This window comes from Streptomyces sp. T028 (genome assembly GCF_048159505.1).
Taxonomy (GTDB): Bacteria; Actinomycetota; Actinomycetes; order Streptomycetales; family Streptomycetaceae; genus Streptomyces.
This window is the reverse complement of record NZ_JBLRVZ010000042.1, coordinates 62,838-78,535: the sequence shown is the minus strand read 5'-3', so window position 1 is coordinate 78,535 and position 15,698 is coordinate 62,838. Positions and strand designations below refer to the sequence as shown.

Annotated in this window: 14 protein-coding genes and 1 pseudogene; 12 read left to right on the top strand and 3 right to left on the bottom strand. The window is 71.6% G+C overall.

Annotated elements, in window-relative coordinates:
- Positions 1 to 289: 289 nt before the first annotated feature.
- On the top strand, positions 290 to 1,807 hold the full coding sequence (locus ACLZN2_RS36200) for a glutamate--cysteine ligase (protein ID WP_416983761.1): 1,518 nt from the start codon (positions 290 to 292) through the stop codon (positions 1,805 to 1,807).
- A gap of 172 nt (positions 1,808 to 1,979) precedes the next feature.
- Entirely contained in the window at positions 1,980 to 2,759 is a 780-nt protein-coding gene (locus ACLZN2_RS36195; RefSeq protein ID WP_416983760.1) for a CPBP family intramembrane glutamic endopeptidase, read from the top strand.
- Positions 2,760 to 2,771: 12 nt separating this feature from the next.
- Here the strand turns inward: ACLZN2_RS36195 and ACLZN2_RS36190 are convergent, their stop codons facing one another.
- Positions 2,772 to 3,584, bottom strand: a complete 813-nt coding sequence (locus tag ACLZN2_RS36190; protein WP_416983759.1) for a PhzF family phenazine biosynthesis protein — start codon at positions 3,582 to 3,584, stop codon at positions 2,772 to 2,774.
- Positions 3,585 to 3,747: 163 nt separating this feature from the next.
- On the opposite strand from ACLZN2_RS36190, the gene ACLZN2_RS36185 reads away from it, so the two are divergent.
- From ACLZN2_RS36185 to ACLZN2_RS36145, 9 genes are all read left to right on the top strand, one after another.
- Complete coding sequence (locus tag ACLZN2_RS36185) at positions 3,748 to 4,722, top strand: NAD-dependent epimerase/dehydratase family protein (RefSeq protein WP_416983757.1); 975 nt, start codon at positions 3,748 to 3,750, stop codon at positions 4,720 to 4,722.
- Between the two features lie 211 nt (positions 4,723 to 4,933).
- The gene (locus ACLZN2_RS36180; protein WP_416983756.1) at positions 4,934 to 7,747 is read left to right on the top strand and encodes a LuxR C-terminal-related transcriptional regulator; all 2,814 of its coding nucleotides are present in this window, start codon (positions 4,934 to 4,936) and stop codon (positions 7,745 to 7,747) included.
- A 145-nt stretch (positions 7,748 to 7,892) separates the two neighbouring features.
- Positions 7,893 to 9,497 carry an MFS transporter gene (locus ACLZN2_RS36175; protein ID WP_416983755.1) on the top strand — a complete coding sequence of 535 codons (1,605 nt, stop codon included), beginning with the start codon at positions 7,893 to 7,895 and terminating at the stop codon, positions 9,495 to 9,497.
- Between the two features lie 20 nt (positions 9,498 to 9,517).
- Entirely contained in the window at positions 9,518 to 10,036 is a 519-nt protein-coding gene (locus ACLZN2_RS36170; RefSeq protein WP_416983753.1) for a hypothetical protein, read from the top strand.
- Between the two features lie 176 nt (positions 10,037 to 10,212).
- Positions 10,213 to 10,410 carry a hypothetical protein gene (locus tag ACLZN2_RS36165; protein ID WP_416983752.1) on the top strand — a complete coding sequence of 66 codons (198 nt, stop codon included), beginning with the start codon at positions 10,213 to 10,215 and terminating at the stop codon, positions 10,408 to 10,410.
- Positions 10,411 to 10,493: 83 nt separating this feature from the next.
- The gene (locus ACLZN2_RS36160) at positions 10,494 to 11,081 is read left to right on the top strand and encodes an HdeD family acid-resistance protein (protein ID WP_416983751.1); all 588 of its coding nucleotides are present in this window, start codon (positions 10,494 to 10,496) and stop codon (positions 11,079 to 11,081) included.
- A 126-nt stretch (positions 11,082 to 11,207) separates the two neighbouring features.
- Positions 11,208 to 11,639, top strand: coding sequence for an SHOCT domain-containing protein (locus ACLZN2_RS36155; protein ID WP_416983750.1), 432 nt, complete (start codon positions 11,208 to 11,210; stop codon positions 11,637 to 11,639).
- A 57-nt stretch (positions 11,640 to 11,696) separates the two neighbouring features.
- On the top strand, positions 11,697 to 12,110 hold the full coding sequence (locus ACLZN2_RS36150) for a hypothetical protein (protein WP_416983748.1): 414 nt from the start codon (positions 11,697 to 11,699) through the stop codon (positions 12,108 to 12,110).
- 70 nt (positions 12,111 to 12,180) lie between these two features.
- The gene (locus ACLZN2_RS36145; RefSeq protein WP_416983747.1) at positions 12,181 to 13,020 is read left to right on the top strand and encodes a class II glutamine amidotransferase; all 840 of its coding nucleotides are present in this window, start codon (positions 12,181 to 12,183) and stop codon (positions 13,018 to 13,020) included.
- A gap of 9 nt (positions 13,021 to 13,029) precedes the next feature.
- Here the strand turns inward: ACLZN2_RS36145 and ACLZN2_RS36140 are convergent, their stop codons facing one another.
- Positions 13,030 to 13,821 (bottom strand): SDR family NAD(P)-dependent oxidoreductase, encoded by a 792-nt coding sequence (locus ACLZN2_RS36140; protein WP_416983746.1) that lies wholly within the window; start codon positions 13,819 to 13,821, stop codon positions 13,030 to 13,032.
- Positions 13,822 to 14,155: 334 nt separating this feature from the next.
- On the opposite strand from ACLZN2_RS36140, the pseudogene ACLZN2_RS36135 reads away from it, so the two are divergent.
- Positions 14,156 to 14,626 (top strand): annotated as a pseudogene (locus ACLZN2_RS36135) (XdhC family protein); the annotation flags it as partial.
- Between the two features lie 309 nt (positions 14,627 to 14,935).
- On the opposite strand, the gene ACLZN2_RS36130 reads toward ACLZN2_RS36135, so the two are convergent.
- On the bottom strand, positions 14,936 to 15,562 hold the full coding sequence (locus ACLZN2_RS36130; RefSeq protein ID WP_416983744.1) for an NAD(P)-dependent oxidoreductase: 627 nt from the start codon (positions 15,560 to 15,562) through the stop codon (positions 14,936 to 14,938).
- Positions 15,563 to 15,698 lie beyond the last annotated feature (136 nt).

The following is a 15,698-nucleotide window of genomic DNA, read 5'->3' as shown; positions in this document are numbered from 1 at the left end:
AGAGCGGCCGACGCCGCGATGACCTCGGGATATACGCGCGCTGTGGTCGGCCCATTCTCGTCGGACTTTTTCACGAGTTCCCGAGCGCGAGTTCCGGAGTTCGTGAAAGAGCCTTCTGTCGCTTGCCCCGTGAATGTGCCTCCGGACAGCCCCGGCACTTCCGGCCAGACTAGCGGGTGGCGGGAGCCGGTGGGGACGTTATCGATCGGTCCGGCTGGGCATCATCCCACCTGACCCGGGAGACCGGCGGCCGGATCCCCGGCCCGCCCATGCGAGGAGGGACGCTTCGATGGGGGAGAAGGTCGTGGCGGGCGCGTTCGACCTGTCCGATCGGCAGCAGTACCGCGACAAGCTCCGAAGGTGCCTGACGGGGCTGGAGCGGCTTCTGGCCCAGGAGCGCTTCGACCGGCCGAAGAACCTCATGGGGCTCGAGATCGAGCTGAATCTCGCGGGCGCCGACGGCCTGCCGAAAATGCTGAATGGTGAAGTACTCGAGCGGATCGCGAGCCGAGATTTCCAAACAGAACTCGCCATGTTCAACCTGGAAGTCAACATAGCTCCACACCGATTGGGTGGGCGGGTATTCGACCGGCTTGCCGAGGAACTCCGTACGTCACTGGCATATGCCCATCGAAAGGCGGGTGAGGTCGACGCGGGAATCGTGATGATCGGTATTCTGCCGACTCTCGACCGTGACGATCTGGTCTCCAGCAATCTTTCAGACGTCGACCGCTACACCCTTCTCAACGACCAGATCGTGGCCGCGCGGGGTGAGGACTTCGCCCTGGACATCGAGGGCGTGGAGCGGTTGTCGTGCACCTCGAAGTCGATCGTGCCGGAGGCCGCCTGCACCTCCGTGCAACTGCACCTCCAGGTCACCCCGGCCCGCTTCGCCGACGTGTGGAACGCCGCCCAGGCCGTCACCGCCGCGCAGATCGCCGTGGGTGCCAACTCGCCCTTCCTGTTCGGCCGCGAGCTGTGGCGCGAGTCCCGGCCCCCGCTGTTCACGCAGGCCACCGACACCCGCCCGCCCGAGCTCCAGGCACAGGGCGTACGGCCGCGGACCTGGTTCGGGGAGCGGTGGATCAGCTCGGCGTACGAGCTGTTCGAGGAGAACCTGCGGTACTTCCCCGCGCTGCTGCCCCTGTGCGACGAGGAGGACCCGCTGGAGGCGCTGGAGGCGGGCGGGATCCCGTCCCTGGCCGAGCTGGTCCTGCACAACGGGACCGTCTACCGCTGGAACCGGCCCGTGTACGGCATCGCCGACGGTGTCCCCCACCTCAGGGTGGAGAACCGGGTGCTGCCCGCCGGGCCCACCGTGACCGATGTGATCGCCAACGCGGCCTTCTACTACGGCGTCGTCCGCGCCCTCGCCGAGGACGCGCGGCCGGTGTGGTCCCGGCTGCCGTTCGAGGTGGCCGAGGCGAACTTCGACGCGGCGTGCCGGTACGGCATCGACGCGAAGCTGCAGTGGCCGCGGCGCGGGCGGCTCGGGGGAGTGGGCGAGGTGGACGCGGTCAGTCTCGTACGGGAGGAACTGCTGCCGCTGGCGGAGGCCGGGCTGGACGCGTGGGGGGTGGAGCCGGCCGATCGGGACTACTACCTCGGGGTGATCGAGGAGCGGTGCCGGCGGCGGGTGAACGGGGCGACGTGGCAGGTCGCGACGTTTCGGCGGGGCGTGGAGGCGGGGCTGTCGCGGGATGCGGCGCTGGCCGCGATGACGCGGCGCTATGCGGAGCTGATGCGTGTGGGGGAGGCGGTGCATACGTGGCCTGTGGGGGTGCCGGAAGCTGCCGCTGTCAGGTGAGGGTGGGTACGGCCGGGTGTTCGGGTGCCGGCCGGTGGGGGCTGGTCGCGCAGTTCCTCGCGCCCCTTCAGGGAGGCATGCAGCCCGTGGGCTGATAGGTCGGGGGTGGTTCCACTTGCTTTCGTGGCGTGGGGCAAGCTGTGGTGTCCCTTGAGCGGAAGTGGGTGTGTGGGTGGGCGAGGTGTACGACGAGCGGCCGTCTCGGCGGATCTTTCGGGACGAGACGTTGCTTGTGCTGGGGCTTTCGCTCGGTGCCAGTGGGGTCTCCGCCCTGATCAGTTTCATCGGGTCGGTCACCAAGCCGGGTGGGCTGAAGGACCAGGCGGCGACGCTCAACGCGTCGGCCGCGCCGGGGCGGCCCTGGCTGGACCTCGCCTGGCAGCTGTTCGGGATCGCCTCGGCGCTGGTCCCGGTCGCGCTCGTCGCGCACCTGCTGGTGCGGGAGGGGCAGAGCGGGCTGCGGACGCTCGGCTTCGACCGCAGCCGGCCCTGGTCGGACCTGGGGCGCGGCGCCGGGGTCGCGGCCGTCATCGGCAGCACCGGCATCGCCTTCTATCTGCTGGCCAGGGAGCTCGGCTTCAACCTCACCGTGGTGCCCGAGGCCCTGCCGGACGTGTGGTGGAAGTACCCCGTCCTGATCATGTCGGCACTGCAGAACGCGATCCTCGAAGAGGTCATCGTGGTCGGCTATCTGCTGCGCCGCCTCGGACAACTGGGCTGGACTCCCGGTACGGCGCTGATGGCCAGCGCCGTGCTGCGCGGCTCGTACCACCTGTACCAGGGCGTCGGCGGGTTCATCGGCAACATGGTGATGGGCGTGGTGTTCGTCTGGCTGTACCGGCGCTGGGGGCGGGTCGGGCCGCTGGTGGCGGCCCATTCACTGCTCGACATCGGCGCGTTCGTGGGGTACGCGCTGCTCGCCGGGAAGGTGCCCTGGCTGCCGACGCCCTGAGCCGCCGGGCGCTCACCAGGCCAGCAGCTCGCCCTCGACGACCGTCACCGCGCGGCCGGTCAGCAGGGTCCGCTCACCGCGCAGTTCGGTGCGGACCCGGCCGGAGCGGGGGGAGGCCTGCAGGCCGGTGAGGGGCGTACGGCCGAGGCGCTCGGTCCAGTACGGGGCCAGCGCGGTGTGGGCGCTGCCGGTGACCGGGTCCTCGTCGATGCCGACGTTCGGGAAGAAGCAGCGGGAGACGAAGTCATAGCCGAGCTCGGGGTTCTCGGCGCGGGCCGTGGCGATGATGCCGCGCCGCGAGTACGCGCCGAGCGCCCTGTGGTCCGGACGCAGGGCGTGGACGGTCTTCTCGTCGGCCAGCTCGACCAGCAGGTCGCCCACGTGCGGACCGGTGTCGAAGGCGGTGAGCGGTTCGGCGCCCAGGGCCTCGGCGACCCCGTCCGGCAGCTCGACCGGGGTGAGTGGCGCGGTCGGGAAGTCCAGGGTGATCGAGCCGTCCTGGGCCGGGATCGCGACGAGGACGCCGCTGCGGGTGGCGAACCGCACCGGGCCGGTGTGGGCGCCCGTGCTGTGCAGGACATGGGCCGTGGCCAGGGTGGCGTGGCCGCACAGGTCGACCTCGGCGACCGGCGTGAACCAGCGCAATGCCCAGTCCGCCTCACCGTCCGGCGGGAGCGGGTGGGCGAAGGCCGTCTCGGCGTGGTTGACCTCCAGGGCCACGTTCTGGAGCAGGTCGTCGCCGGGGAAGGCGTCGAGGAGCAGGACCCCGGCCGGGTTTCCGGCGAAGGGGTGGTCGGTGAAGGCGTCGACGATTCGAATCCGCATGGCGGTGACGGTAGGGGGTCGGTCCCGCTGTCGGCCAAGGCCAATCGGTGAGTCCTGGACCTGTTTTTCCGGGCCACTCGGGAGGGGACGCGTCAAGTGCCGTAGGGTTGCGGGTCGTTCACGGGCAGGCGGGAGAGGGCGCCCGCCGTGAGGGAGGGCGACGGTGCGGCAGAGCGACGGCACGGTGGTGCTGACGGGGGCGACCGGATTCATCGGGTCGCATGTGCTCCGGGCGCTGGTGGATCCGGGCGAGCTCGGTGACGGCGGTCCCGTTCCGCGGGTGCGGGCGCTGGCGCGGAGTGTGCCCGAGGGGGACGGCCGCGTCGAGTGGGTACGCGGTGACCTCACCGATCCGGACGCGGTGCGCGGGCTGTGCGAGGGCGCCCGGACCGTCGTCCATCTGGCCTCGTACGTCGGCGGGGACGAGCGGCGGTGCGAGGCGGTCAACGTCGAGGGCGCGCGGCTGGTGATGGAGGAGGCGGCGCGGGCCGGCGTCGGCCGGGTGGTGCATCTGTCGACCGCCGCCGTCTACGGCAGCGGACCGCACCGGGGTGTCGCGGTCGACGGGGTTCCCGCCGAGCCCGTCTCCGCCGTGAGCCGGACCCGGCTGGCGGGGGAGGCGTACGCGCGCTGGGCGGAGGCCGTCGTGCTGCGGCCCGGGATCGTGCTCGGCGCCGGGGACCGGTGGGTCGTACCCGCACTGAGTGAGCTGGTGGAACGGGTGCCGGCGGAGTGGGACGGCGGGCGGGCGCTGCTGACCGTGGTGGACGCCGCGGATCTCGGTCGGCTGATCGCCGCCGTGGCCGTGGGGGCGCGGTCGGTGCCGCCCGGTGTCTATCACGCGGGGCATCCGGATCCGGTGCGCATCGGCGACCTGCTGGCCGAACTGGCCGCCCAGGGGGTGCTGCCGCCCAGGCCGGATGCCGACTGGCCGTTGCCGGTCTGTCTGGAGCGGTTGCGGGCGGTGCCGGGACGGGTCTCGGAGCGGCAGTTCACGCTGGCCGCGGAGGACCACTGGTACCTCGCCGAGGAGCTCTGGAAGCTGACCGGCCGGCCGCCGGGGCCCGGCCCGCTCGCCCGCCTCGTGGACTCGGCCGCCTGGTACCGCGCGCATCTGGGGTCGACGGGGAGTGCCTGACCTGCGGTTTCCTCCCGCTGCGCGGTAGCGCCGTCCCTGCGATGCTTGAGGAGGCGAGCGCTACCCACGATCGACGCCGGGCGGTGAGCGCATGGCTGGTTTCGAGGAAGACGGTGCGGAGCCGAAGGCTCCGGGGGCCGAACCCCGAGGCGGGACGGCCGCGGGAGCCGACCCCCAGAGCGAGAGGGCTCCGGAATCCGGGGCTCCGGGCATGACGGCTCCGGAATCCGGGTCTTCGGGTGTGACGGGTCCGGGAGGCGACCCCCTGGGTGCGGAGGTCTTTGCGGCCGATCCCCAAGGGGACCCGTATCTGCGTACGCGGTTCGCGATCCCCGCGCGGCCGGCGACGTTTCTGCGCCGGGAGCGGCTGCTGCGCCATCTCGATCAGGCTCTGGGCACCCCGCTGACCATGGTGAACGGCTCCGCCGGTGCGGGAAAGACCCTGCTGGTCGCCGACTGGGCGGCCGAGCGCGAGCCGACCGTCGCCTGGTTCACCACCGAGGCCGCCGACCCGGGTCCCGGAATGTTCTGGGCGTACCTGCTCGAGGCGCTGCGGACCGCCGGGGTGCCGCCGCCCGCCGGGGTCGGCAGTCCGGCGGACGCGAGCCGGGTCACCCACACCCTGCTGGCGCGGCTCGCCGCCGATCTCAGCGCGCGGGAGCGGCCCGTCACCCTGGTCCTCGACGAGTACGACCAGGTCCACGACCCCGACATCGCCCAGCAGCTGGAGTTCGTGCTGCACCACGCGGGCGGCGGCCTGCGGCTGATCCTCGTCACCCGCACGGAACCGCTGCTGCCGCTGCACCGCTACCGTGCCGCCGGCGACCTGACGGAGATCCGGGGCGCGGAGCTGGCATTCACCCCGGAGGAGACGGCCGAGCTGCTCGCGCTGCACGGGCTGAGCCTTCCCCTGCCCGCGGCGGGTTCGCTCGTGGAGCGCACCCGGGGGTGGGCCGCCGGCCTGCGCCTGTGCGCCCTCGCCGCCCAGGAGAGCCCGGATCCGGAGACGTACCTGAAGGAGTTCGAGGCCGACCGCAGCACCGTCGCCGACTTCCTGCTGGCGGAGGTGCTCAAGCAGCAGAGCCCGGAGGTCCAGGACCTGCTGCTGCGGGTCAGCGTCCTCGAACGTCTCTGTCCCGAGCTGGCCAACGCGCTGACCGAGCGCGCCGACTCCGAGCCGATCCTGGCCGGGCTGCACCGGGAGAACGCGTTCGTCGAGGACCTCGGGCACGCCTGGTACCGCCTCCACCCGCTGTTCGGTGAGATCCTGCGGGCCCATCTCCGGGTGCGAGCCCCCGGCCTGGAGCCCGAGCTGCACCGGCGGGCCGCCCACTGGTTCGGGCGGTCCGGCCTGCTCGTGGAGACGCTCGGGCACGGGGCCGCCGCGGGCGACTGGGAGTTCACCGCGAGCGCCCTCGTCGACGACCTCGCGATAGGTCAGCTCTTCACCGGCCTGCGTTCCGACGATCTCGTCGAGTTGTTCTCCCGGATGGGGCCCGAGGTCAGCAGCCCGGCGACGGATCTCGTCCGGGCGGCCCGTGATCTGTCCCGCTGCGACCTGGAGCACGGGCTGGCCCATCTGCGTCAGGCGGAGCGGGGGCTGGCGGAAGCGGAACGGGCCGCAGCTCCGAGCACGGCTCCGGACGGGTCTGCTTCGCCGGGCGGGGTCGCCACTGCGGGCGGGGAAGCCCGTTCCGGTTCCGGTGGGGAAGCCCATGCGGGCGGGGGAGCCCATTCGGGTCCTGATGACGTTGCGGCCGCCCGCCTCAGCTGTGCTCTGCTGGAAGCCTCCGCCGCCCGACTGACCGGATCGCCCGCGCGGGCGGAGGCGGCCGCGGCGCTGGCCGAGAAGGTGCGTGGGCAGGTCCCCGCCCAGCTGCTGGACAAGCACCCCGAACTCACCGCCCTGCTGCTGACCCATCTGGGCTCGACCCGGCTGTGGGCCGGGCGGTTCGAGGAGGCACGGGCCGCCCTCGCCCCCGCCGCCGACTGCCCCGGCGGAGCCGCGACGGCCCTGCTGCGCGAGGACGCCCTCGGCCGGCTGGCCCTGATCGACTGCCTGGACGGCTGGGCCGGCCGGGCGGAGCGCAAGGCCCGCGCGGCGATGGCCGAGACGGAACGGTTCGGACTGCCCCGGTCGGCCGGCTCCGGCATCGGGCTGCTCGTCCTGGCCGCGGTGGCCGTCGACCGCAACGAACTGGACGAGGCACAGGCCCTGCTCGACGCGGCGGCCGAGTCGCATCCCGCGCTGCGCGACCCGGTCATGGAGGCCGGCCGCGCCCTCGCCACCGCGCGGCTGCAGCTGGCCCGCGGCGACACCCGGGGCGCGCTCGAGACGGTGGAGCCCGCCGTCACCGCCGAAGCGGTCTCGCCCTGGGCGGCGGGGCAGTCCGCACTGGTCGCCTCCGCCGCGCACCTCGCGGAGGGACGGCCCGAGGCCGCCGTACGCCTGTTGCGCGAGGTGCCCGAGGACCAGGTGGCCTGTGCCGTGGAGGAGGCGCGGGCCCGGCTGGCGGCGGGTGAGCCCGGCGCGGCGGTCGATCTGCTCGACCGGGCCCACCCGGAGGAGCGCTGTGGCCCCGCCGTGACCGTCCGGGCCACGCTGGTGCGGGCCCGGGCCGCCGACCGGACCGGCGATCCCGCCTCCGCGCGCCGGCTCGTCGCCCGGGCCCTGCGCGAGGCGCGGCGCGACCGGCTGCGCCGGCCCTTCCTCGAGACCGGCCCCTGGCTCCGGCCGCTCCTGCGCTCCGGCCCCCTGCGCGAACTGGCGGGCGGCTGGCTCACCCGCGGCACGCCCCCGCCCCCGGTCGACGAGGGGCCCCCGGTGGTCGTGGAGGACCTGAGCGGGCGCGAGCGCGATGTCCTGCAACGGCTGTCGCTGATGATGTCCACCGAGGAGATCGCGGCCGACCTGTACGTCTCGGTGAACACGGTCAAGACGCACCTCAAGAGCGCCTACCGCAAGCTGGGCGTCAACCGACGCCACGACGCGGTACGCCGGGCTCGGGAACTCGGGCTGCTGTGACGGACCATCCTGTGCAGGGGTTCGCCCCTGGCGGGTGAGGCGTCGGGCCCGCTCGTCGGATGGGATCGGGGGAGGCGGCCGGTTCCCGGTCGCCACCCGGCCGACTCCGGAGGTGTTCCGGACCCGATTCCCCGAGGTGGACACCGTGGCACACTGGCGCGCTCTGATCGTCCTGGGTACCGCCCAGTTCCTGATGGTGCTCGACACCTCCGTCATGAACGTATCCATCAGCCAACTGGTCGAGGACTTCGACACCGAGGTGACCACCATCCAGGCGGTCATCACCCTGTACGCGCTGGTCATGGCGGCTTTCATGATTCTCGGCGGCCGCCTCGGCGACATTTTCGGACGGCGCAGGCTGTTCCTCTTCGGGCTCGTCGTCTACGGCACCGGCTCCGCTCTGACGGCCGTCGCGCCGACCGTGGCGGTGCTCGCCGTGGGCTGGTCGGTGATCGAGGGGCTGGGTGCCGCGATGGTGCTGCCGGCCATGGCGGCCCTTGTCGCGGCGGCCTATCAGGGACGGGACCGGGCCGTGGCCTACGGCGTCATCGGCGGGCTCGCCGGTGCGGGCATCGCGGTCGGACCGCTGCTGGGCGGCTGGGTGACGACGTACCTCACCTGGCGGCTGGTCTTCGCCGGTGAGGTCGTGGTCGTCCTGGCGGTCCTCGCCTTCCGCCGCGCGATCAGCGAGGTCCCGCAGAGCGGCTCCCGGCCCAGGCTGGACGGCGTCGGCGCCGCGCTCTCGGCGGCGGGCCTGGCGCTGGGTGTGCTCGGAGTGCTGCAGAGCGGCACCTGGGGCTGGGTGCAGCCGCGCAACCCGCCCTTCACCGTCCTGGGATTCGCGCCGACCCTCTTCGTGATCGGTCTCGGAGTCGCCGTCCTGGCCGCCTTCGTGCGCTGGGAGCGGCACCGCGAGCAGCGGCACGCCGACCCCCTGATCCACCTGGACCTGTTGCACAAGCCCGCCCTGCGCTCCGGCCTGCTGTGTCTGCTGAGCCAGAACCTCATCCTGCTGGGGCTGTTCTTCGCCATCCCGCTCTATCTGCAGGTCGTCCAGGGCTTCGACGCGTTCGAGACCGGACTGCGTCTGCTGCCCGTGTCCGTCACCATGCTCGTGGCGTCCACGCTCGCCGCCCGGCTCGGACGGGCGGCGGGGCCGCGCCTGGTGGTGCGGCTGGCCCTGCTGACTCTCCTCGCCGCCATCGTGTGGCTGCTCGCCACCATCGAACCGGACATCGACGACGTGCAGTTCGGCTGTGCCATGGGACTGCTCGGCATCGGGATGGGCCTGCTCGCCTCGCAACTCGGCAACGTCGTCCAGTCCAGTGTCGGCGAGGAGGAGCGCAGCGAGGCCGGCGGGCTGCAGTTCACCGCCCAGAACCTGGGGTCCGCGCTGGGCACCGCGCTCATCGGGTCGCTGCTCGTCGGCGCGCTCGCCCACGCCTTCACCACCCAGGTGGAGAGCGACCCCCGACTGTCGGAGGAGGCCAGACAGCGCACGAGCGTCGCCCTGGAGGCCGGGATCACCTTCGTCCCCACCGACCAGGTGCGCTCGGCGGCCGAGAGTGCGGGGCTGCCGCCGGCCGAGGTCGACGCTCTCACGGACTCCTACGCCGAGGCGCAGCTCGACGGTCTGAAGGCGGGGATCCTCGCCGCCGGAGGGATCACCCTGGCCAGTCTCCTGGTCACCTCGCATCTGCCCACCCGGCCGTCCGCCCGCCCGGCACCGTCGCGCGTCGGCGCGGCCTGACCCGCGAAGGGAGCCCGGTCATGTCCGACACCGAGAACAGGACGATCAGGGACCGCACGACCAAGCGCCGGGCCCGCGCCGACTACACCGGTGGCGTCTACGGCTCGATGCTCGCGGCGTCCGTCGTCGTCGGCGCCGGCGCGCTGGGGGACTTCCCCCGCCTGGAACTGGTGGGGCTGCTGTTGCTGACGGGCGTGGTGTTCTGGCTGGCGCATGTGCACGCCCAGCTGTTCGGGGCGCGGCTGGCCCAGCGGCGGCCGGACCTGACGGTCGTACTGCACGTGTGCCGGGAGGAGTGGCCGATCGTCGAGGCCGCCGTCCCGCCCGCCGTCGCGGTGGCCGTGGGTTCCGTCCTCGGCCTCGACATGGCGGGCACGCTGTGGCTCGCGCTGTCGGTCGCCGTGGCGGGCCAGGTCGGCTGGTCGGCGGCCGCGGCGCGGCGGGCCGGGGCCTCCTGGGCGCTGGTGGCGGTCACCGCCTCGATCAACCTGCTGCTGGGTCTGCTGATCATCGCGTTCAAGCTGCTCCTCAAAGAGTGACCACCGTGTCCCCACACCGTGTTCCGCACTGTGTCCCCACGCCGTGTTCCCGCACTGTGTTCCGGAGGCATCGCCGCAGATCAGCCGGGTGGGACGGGCGGCCTATCACCTGTATCGGGTGAGGCTCGGCGGGCCCGCCGCGACGGACGATCGCAGGGAGACCACAAGGAAGGCTCATGCGCTACGAGATCCGTGTCGACGGACAGCTGTCGGAGACGTTGGCCAAGGTCTTTCCCGAGCTGGACCACGTGGTGATGTCCGGCCAGACCGTCCTGTTCGGACACGTCGTCGACGAGGCGCATCTGTACGGCCTGCTGGCCCGCTGCCAGTCCCTGGGGCTGCACGTCCTGGAGATGCGGCAGATGCCGGACTGACCCCGCTGGGAGAAGACGGGGAGAAGGCGGGGAGAGGACTGGGAGAGAACTCGGAGAGGACTGGGAGAGGACTGGGAGAAGCAATGACCGTGCCGTCCGGCGGGGACCCCGCCGCCGTACTCTCCGCCCTCGGCCGCTCCTGGACCTGGCTGCTCGGGTCGGCCGTCGCCACGCTCGTGCCGGGCATCCTGGTGCTGGTCTGGCCGGACGAGACGCTGCACGTCCTGGCGGTGCTGATCGGGTTGTACCTGCTCGTGACGGGGTTGTTCCGGTTCGTCGCCGTCTTCGCCCGGGACGACCACGGCGAACGGCTGCCCGGACTCCTGCTGTCCGTGCTGTACGTCCTCGCCGGCGTGCTGTGTCTGCGTAACCCCCTGCAGACCATCGCCGCGCTCTCACTGATCGTCGGGGTCGTCTGGCTGGTGTCGGGCGTCCTCACCCTCTACACGGCCCTGGCGGCCCGGGACCTGCCGCACCGGGGCTTCGTCCTGGCCGCCGCGCTGCTCGCCGTCGTCGCGGGGATCGTCGTACTGGCCCTGCCCACCGAGTCGGCGCGGGCGCTGACCCGGCTGCTCGGGCTGTGGCTGGTCCTGCTCGGCGTGGCCGAGGTGGCGGTGGCCCTCGCCTGGCGGGCGGCATTGCGCAGGGCAGGGCTCACCCGCTCGGGGTGAGGCGCGGGCGGCTTGCCGTGCGCACGCTGAAGTCGGCGGTCGACGGCCGGACGGGCCAAGGCCCGGAACAGAGCCGGCGGCGGCCCGGAGAACCGAACGGGCGCATGCCCGGAACGGAGGACAGAGATGACCGGGGACACGTACCTCGCCTACGACTATCCGCTGCTCAGCGCCTTCTGGACCATGCTGATCTTCTTCCTGTGGATCATGTGGTTCGTGCTGCTGTTCCGGGTCATCGTGGACATCTTCCGCGACGACGACCTCAGCGGCGGGGCCAAGGCCGGCTGGCTGGTGTTCTGCATCTGCCTGCCGTTCCTCGGCGTGTTCGTCTACGTCGTCGCACGCGGGAAGAACATGGGCCGCCGGGAGATGGCACAGGCGAAGGAACAGCAGCGGCAGTTCGACGACTACATCCGCGAGACCGCGAAGCCCACCAGCAGCGTGGACGAACTCGCCAGGCTCTCCGAGATCAAGGCCCGCGGGGACATCACGGACGAGGAGTTCAACCGGGCGAAGGAGCTGGTCCTGAGCGGGCACGGCACGGCGGGGCACAGCTGAGCCGCCGGACGGCACCGAAGACACCGAACCGAGTCAGGGCATGAATCGAGGCAGGGCATGACGACCAATCCGACGCGCGCGCACGAGACCAGGCGGCACTGGGCCGAGGGCCTGACGGCGTTCGCCGCAGTCACGCTCATGATCGCCGGGGTGCTCGACATCTTCCGCGGGATCATGGGGATCGCCGAGGACGACATCTTCGTCACGACAAGCAACTACGTCTTCGAGTTCGACACCACAGGCTGGGGCTGGGTCCATCTGATCCTCGGCGCGGTCGCGGTGATCGTCAGCCTGGGCCTGTTCCAGACGGCGATGTGGGCCCGTGTCGGCGGTGTGGCCATCGCGAGCCTCATCATCATCGCCAACTTCCTCTCTCTGCCGTACTACCCGGTCTGGTCGGTGGTGATGATCGCCTTCTCCGCGTTCATCATCTGGGCCCTGTGCGTCGTACGGCCCGACCGGTACGCCTGACCCGTCGTACGCCTGACCCGTCGGGCAGGCCGGCGGGAAGACAGTCCGCGCTATCAGGAAGGCTGACGACATGTGCCGATGGCTGGCCTACTCGGGGACCCCCGTCCTTCTCGACACGATCCTGTACCAACCGGCGCACTCGCTGATCGACCAGAGTCTGCACGCCCGGATGGGCGTCGAGACGACCAACGGCGACGGCTTCGGGATCGGCTGGTACGCGCCCGAGTCGGACGACCAGGGCCCGGCGGTCTTCCGGGACGTCGGACCGGCGTGGAGCAACCGCAACCTGCGGGAGATCGCCCGCCACGTCCGCTCCCCGCTGTTCTTCGCCCACATCCGGGCCACGACCGGCACCGCGGTGCAGCAGACCAACTGTCATCCCTTCCGGCACGGCCGCTGGATGTGGATGCACAACGGGGCGATCAGCGACTTCCACCGGATACGGCGTGACCTCGCCCTCGCCGTCGACCCAGAGCTCTTCCTCGACCTGGAGGGCTCGACGGACTCCGAGATGATGTTCTACCTGGCGCTCACCTTCGGACTGGAGAAGGACCCGCCGTCCGCCGTCGAGCGGATGGCGGGGTTCGTGGAACGGGTGGGGCACGACCACGACGTGGAGTTCCCCCTGCAGATGACGGTCGCCGTCAGCGACGGGGAGCGGCTGTGGGGCTTCCGCTACTCCAGCCAGGGAACGTCCCGCTCGCTCTTCTACAGCACCGCGGTGGAGACCCTGCGCCAGCTCCACCCCGACATCACCTTCCTGCGCGGGGTCTCCGACGAGACCCGGCTCGTCGTCTCCGAACCCCTGGGTGATCTGCCCGGTGCCTGGAACGAGGTGCCGGAGAGCAGTTACGGCGTCGTCGAGCCGGGCGCCGACCAACTGCACCACTTCGCACCACAGGCGGCGTAGCCGCCCCGTTCAGTGGACGGAGAACCCTCCGTCCACGAAGATCGCCTGCCCCGTGACATAGCCGGAGGCACGGGAGGCCAGGAACACCGCCGCTCCGGCGAAGTCCTCGGCCAGCCCGTTGCGGCCGACCATGGTGCGCGCGGCCAGCGCCGCCACCCGCTCCGGGTCGGCCGACAACCGGGTGTTGAGCGGGGTCATGACGAACCCGGGCACCAGGGTGTTGCAGGTGACGCCGTGCGGCGACCACGCCTCCGCCTGGGAGCGGGCCAGTGACTCCAGCGCCCCCTTGGAGACGCCGTAGGCGCCGCTCTGGACGAAGGCCCGGTGCGCCTGCTGGGAGCTGATGTGGATGATCCGTCCGAAGCCCCGCTCGGCCATGCCGGGTCCGAAGCGCAGGCCCAGCAGATAGGGCGCCTCCAGGTTCACGGCCATCGTGGCGTCCCAGACGTCCTCGCCCAGCTCGCCCATCGGGGGCCGCAGGTTGATGCCCGCGCTGTTGACGAGGACGTCCGGCTCACCGAACACGGCGGCCGCCCGCTCCGCCGCCGCGCGGACCCCGTCCCGCGTGCTCAGATCCGCGCTCACCCAGGCCGCCCGGCAGCCCTCCGCCGTCAACTCCTCGACGGTGGCGACCAGTTCATCCTCCCGGCGCGCCACGACCACCACGCTCGCCCCGGCCCGCGCGAGCGAGCCGGCGACGGCCCGGCCGATGCCCGAGCTGCCGCCCGTCACCACGGCGACCAGGCCGTCCAGCGAGAACAGTTCGGAGAGGTACGAGTGCGGGCCGCGCTGAGATGTCATGTCCGCACCCTATGTTCTGTCTCAACATGTCCTGTCTCAACGAAGTCAGTCGTTCGCCTGCGGCTGACCTGCGTGGACTGGATTGGGCGAGAGGGGCGGACCAGGTTCGCTGAGACGACCAGCGTGATCGGGGTTGGGGACGGCTGCAGGATGCCACCGGGGCAGAGGCTCGCATGGTGTCGAAGCCGCGAGGCAGGATGACGATCGCGGCCGGAATCAAAAGGCGCGGAACTCGACCTATCACGGGCTGCGAAATCCGCGGAACCCGAGAGGCCCGTCGCTCCTCAACTCCCACTTTTCTCCTGGGGTTGCACCCCATGCTAAACGGACAGCGGTCCGCGTGTGCGACGCCCGCCCCGTCTTCGCCACCCGGGCCCGCTTCCCGGACGCCGACGACATCGTCGTCGACTGGCCCCACCGCTACCTGCGCCGCACGGAGACCGACGGGCGCACCGTTCTGTGCGTCCTCACCCACGACGCCAAGTTCGATGTGCCTCTGCTGCAGGAGGCGCTGCGGATGCCGGTCGCCTTCGTCGGTGCCATGGGGTCGCGCCGAACCCACGCCGACCGCGAGCGCAGGTTGCGCGAAGTCGGCCTTGGAGAGCGGGAGTCGGCTCGGCTCAGGTCACCGATCGGGCTCGATCTCGACGCCCGTACGCCCGAGGAGACCGCCCTGTCCATCGCGGCGGCGTTCATCGCCGTCCGACACGGCGGCGCAGGCGCCTCGCTCACCGAAACCCAGATGCCCATCCACCGCGACGCGGGTCAGCCGGCCGTATTGCGGGCCGTACTGGGAGTCGCCTGAAGGCCGCGCCCGGCGCGTCACTGTCATGAAGTCCCGCACGCTCAGCCGCCGCGTCACCGGTCTCGACGTCGGTGTACAGATGGCGCCGCGTGTGCGGGTCCTGTCCAACTCGGCACCGCTACCGCGAGGAGCACGCCTCGAGGGTGGTGTTGGACCACTGCCACTGTCGAGCACGGTTGCCGCGACGGTGTCCTGTTCGAGGCGATCCTGTCGGCCGAACTGGGGAGAGCACGTTCGATGTTCGGGCCGGGAGACGGCCGTCAGGCCGTGCCGTGGGTCGGGGATCGGTCGGGGGCGGGAGGGAGCTCGTCAGTCAGTGATCACGGGGCTGCGGTGAATCCACTCGCTGCCGTGTGCCGCCTGGTGCATGAAGGCGGCCACGTCCGCCCGGCTGATCGTCGGGTTGCCTTTCATCGGCAGCCGGTCGCCCGCGCTGTAGGTGCCGTTGGCGGGTCCGTGGGTCAGCCGGGTCGGGTAGACCACGGTCCAGTCCAGCCCGCTGTTGCGGATGCGCTCGTCCGCGATCTCCTTGTCGGCGTAGATCGACCGCAGCAGCGTGCGGTAGATCGCCTTCTGCGTGGTGCTCGACCAGTCGAACGTCTCACCGACGCCGAACGACGACAGCCACACCAGCCGGGAGACACCCGCTTCCCTTGCCGCACCGATCACGGCCGCCGAGGAGCGCGTGAAGAATTCGTCGGCGCGTATCGAGGTGCCCCTGCCGAGGGCGGAGACGATCGCGTCGTGGCCGACCGCGGCGGCGACGACGTCGCGGTGTGATGTGGCGTCTCCGGTGACCACCGTGACCTTGTCGGCCAGGTCACCGAGAGCCGCCGGGTTGCGTACGAAGGTGGTGACCGAGTCACCGGCCTGCAGGGCCAGGTCGATGACATGGCGGCCGGTGGGGCCGGTCGCACCGAGGATGAGCAGTTTCATGGCAAAGGAAACCTTCCGTGTGAGTGCGGGGGCGGGGAGGGACGTACGTCTGTCGCGCTGGGCGGCCGCATGCGTGCCGCGACGACAGAGAGGGCAGAACCGGACGACTGTCCGCTAATGGGAAAGTAGCGGACAG

Bases quoted from the DNA above. Each gene is read 5' to 3' on its own strand.
- ACLZN2_RS36200 (WP_416983761.1), top strand. From the start codon at position 290: ATGGGGGAGAAGGTCGTGGCGGGCGCGTTCGACCTGTCCGATCGGCAG.
- ACLZN2_RS36190 (WP_416983759.1), bottom strand. From the start codon at position 3,584: ATGCGGATTCGAATCGTCGACGCCTTCACCGACCACCCCTTCGCCGGA.
- ACLZN2_RS36180 (WP_416983756.1), top strand. From the start codon at position 4,934: ATGACGGCTCCGGAATCCGGGTCTTCGGGTGTGACGGGTCCGGGAGGC.
- ACLZN2_RS36170 (WP_416983753.1), top strand. From the start codon at position 9,518: ATGTCCGACACCGAGAACAGGACGATCAGGGACCGCACGACCAAGCGC.
- ACLZN2_RS36165 (WP_416983752.1), top strand. From the start codon at position 10,213: ATGCGCTACGAGATCCGTGTCGACGGACAGCTGTCGGAGACGTTGGCC.
- ACLZN2_RS36160 (WP_416983751.1), top strand. From the start codon at position 10,494: ATGACCGTGCCGTCCGGCGGGGACCCCGCCGCCGTACTCTCCGCCCTC.
- ACLZN2_RS36155 (WP_416983750.1), top strand. From the start codon at position 11,208: ATGACCGGGGACACGTACCTCGCCTACGACTATCCGCTGCTCAGCGCC.
- ACLZN2_RS36150 (WP_416983748.1), top strand. From the start codon at position 11,697: ATGACGACCAATCCGACGCGCGCGCACGAGACCAGGCGGCACTGGGCC.
- ACLZN2_RS36145 (WP_416983747.1), top strand. From the start codon at position 12,181: ATGTGCCGATGGCTGGCCTACTCGGGGACCCCCGTCCTTCTCGACACG.
- ACLZN2_RS36140 (WP_416983746.1), bottom strand. From the start codon at position 13,821: ATGACATCTCAGCGCGGCCCGCACTCGTACCTCTCCGAACTGTTCTCG.
- ACLZN2_RS36130 (WP_416983744.1), bottom strand. From the start codon at position 15,562: ATGAAACTGCTCATCCTCGGTGCGACCGGCCCCACCGGCCGCCATGTC.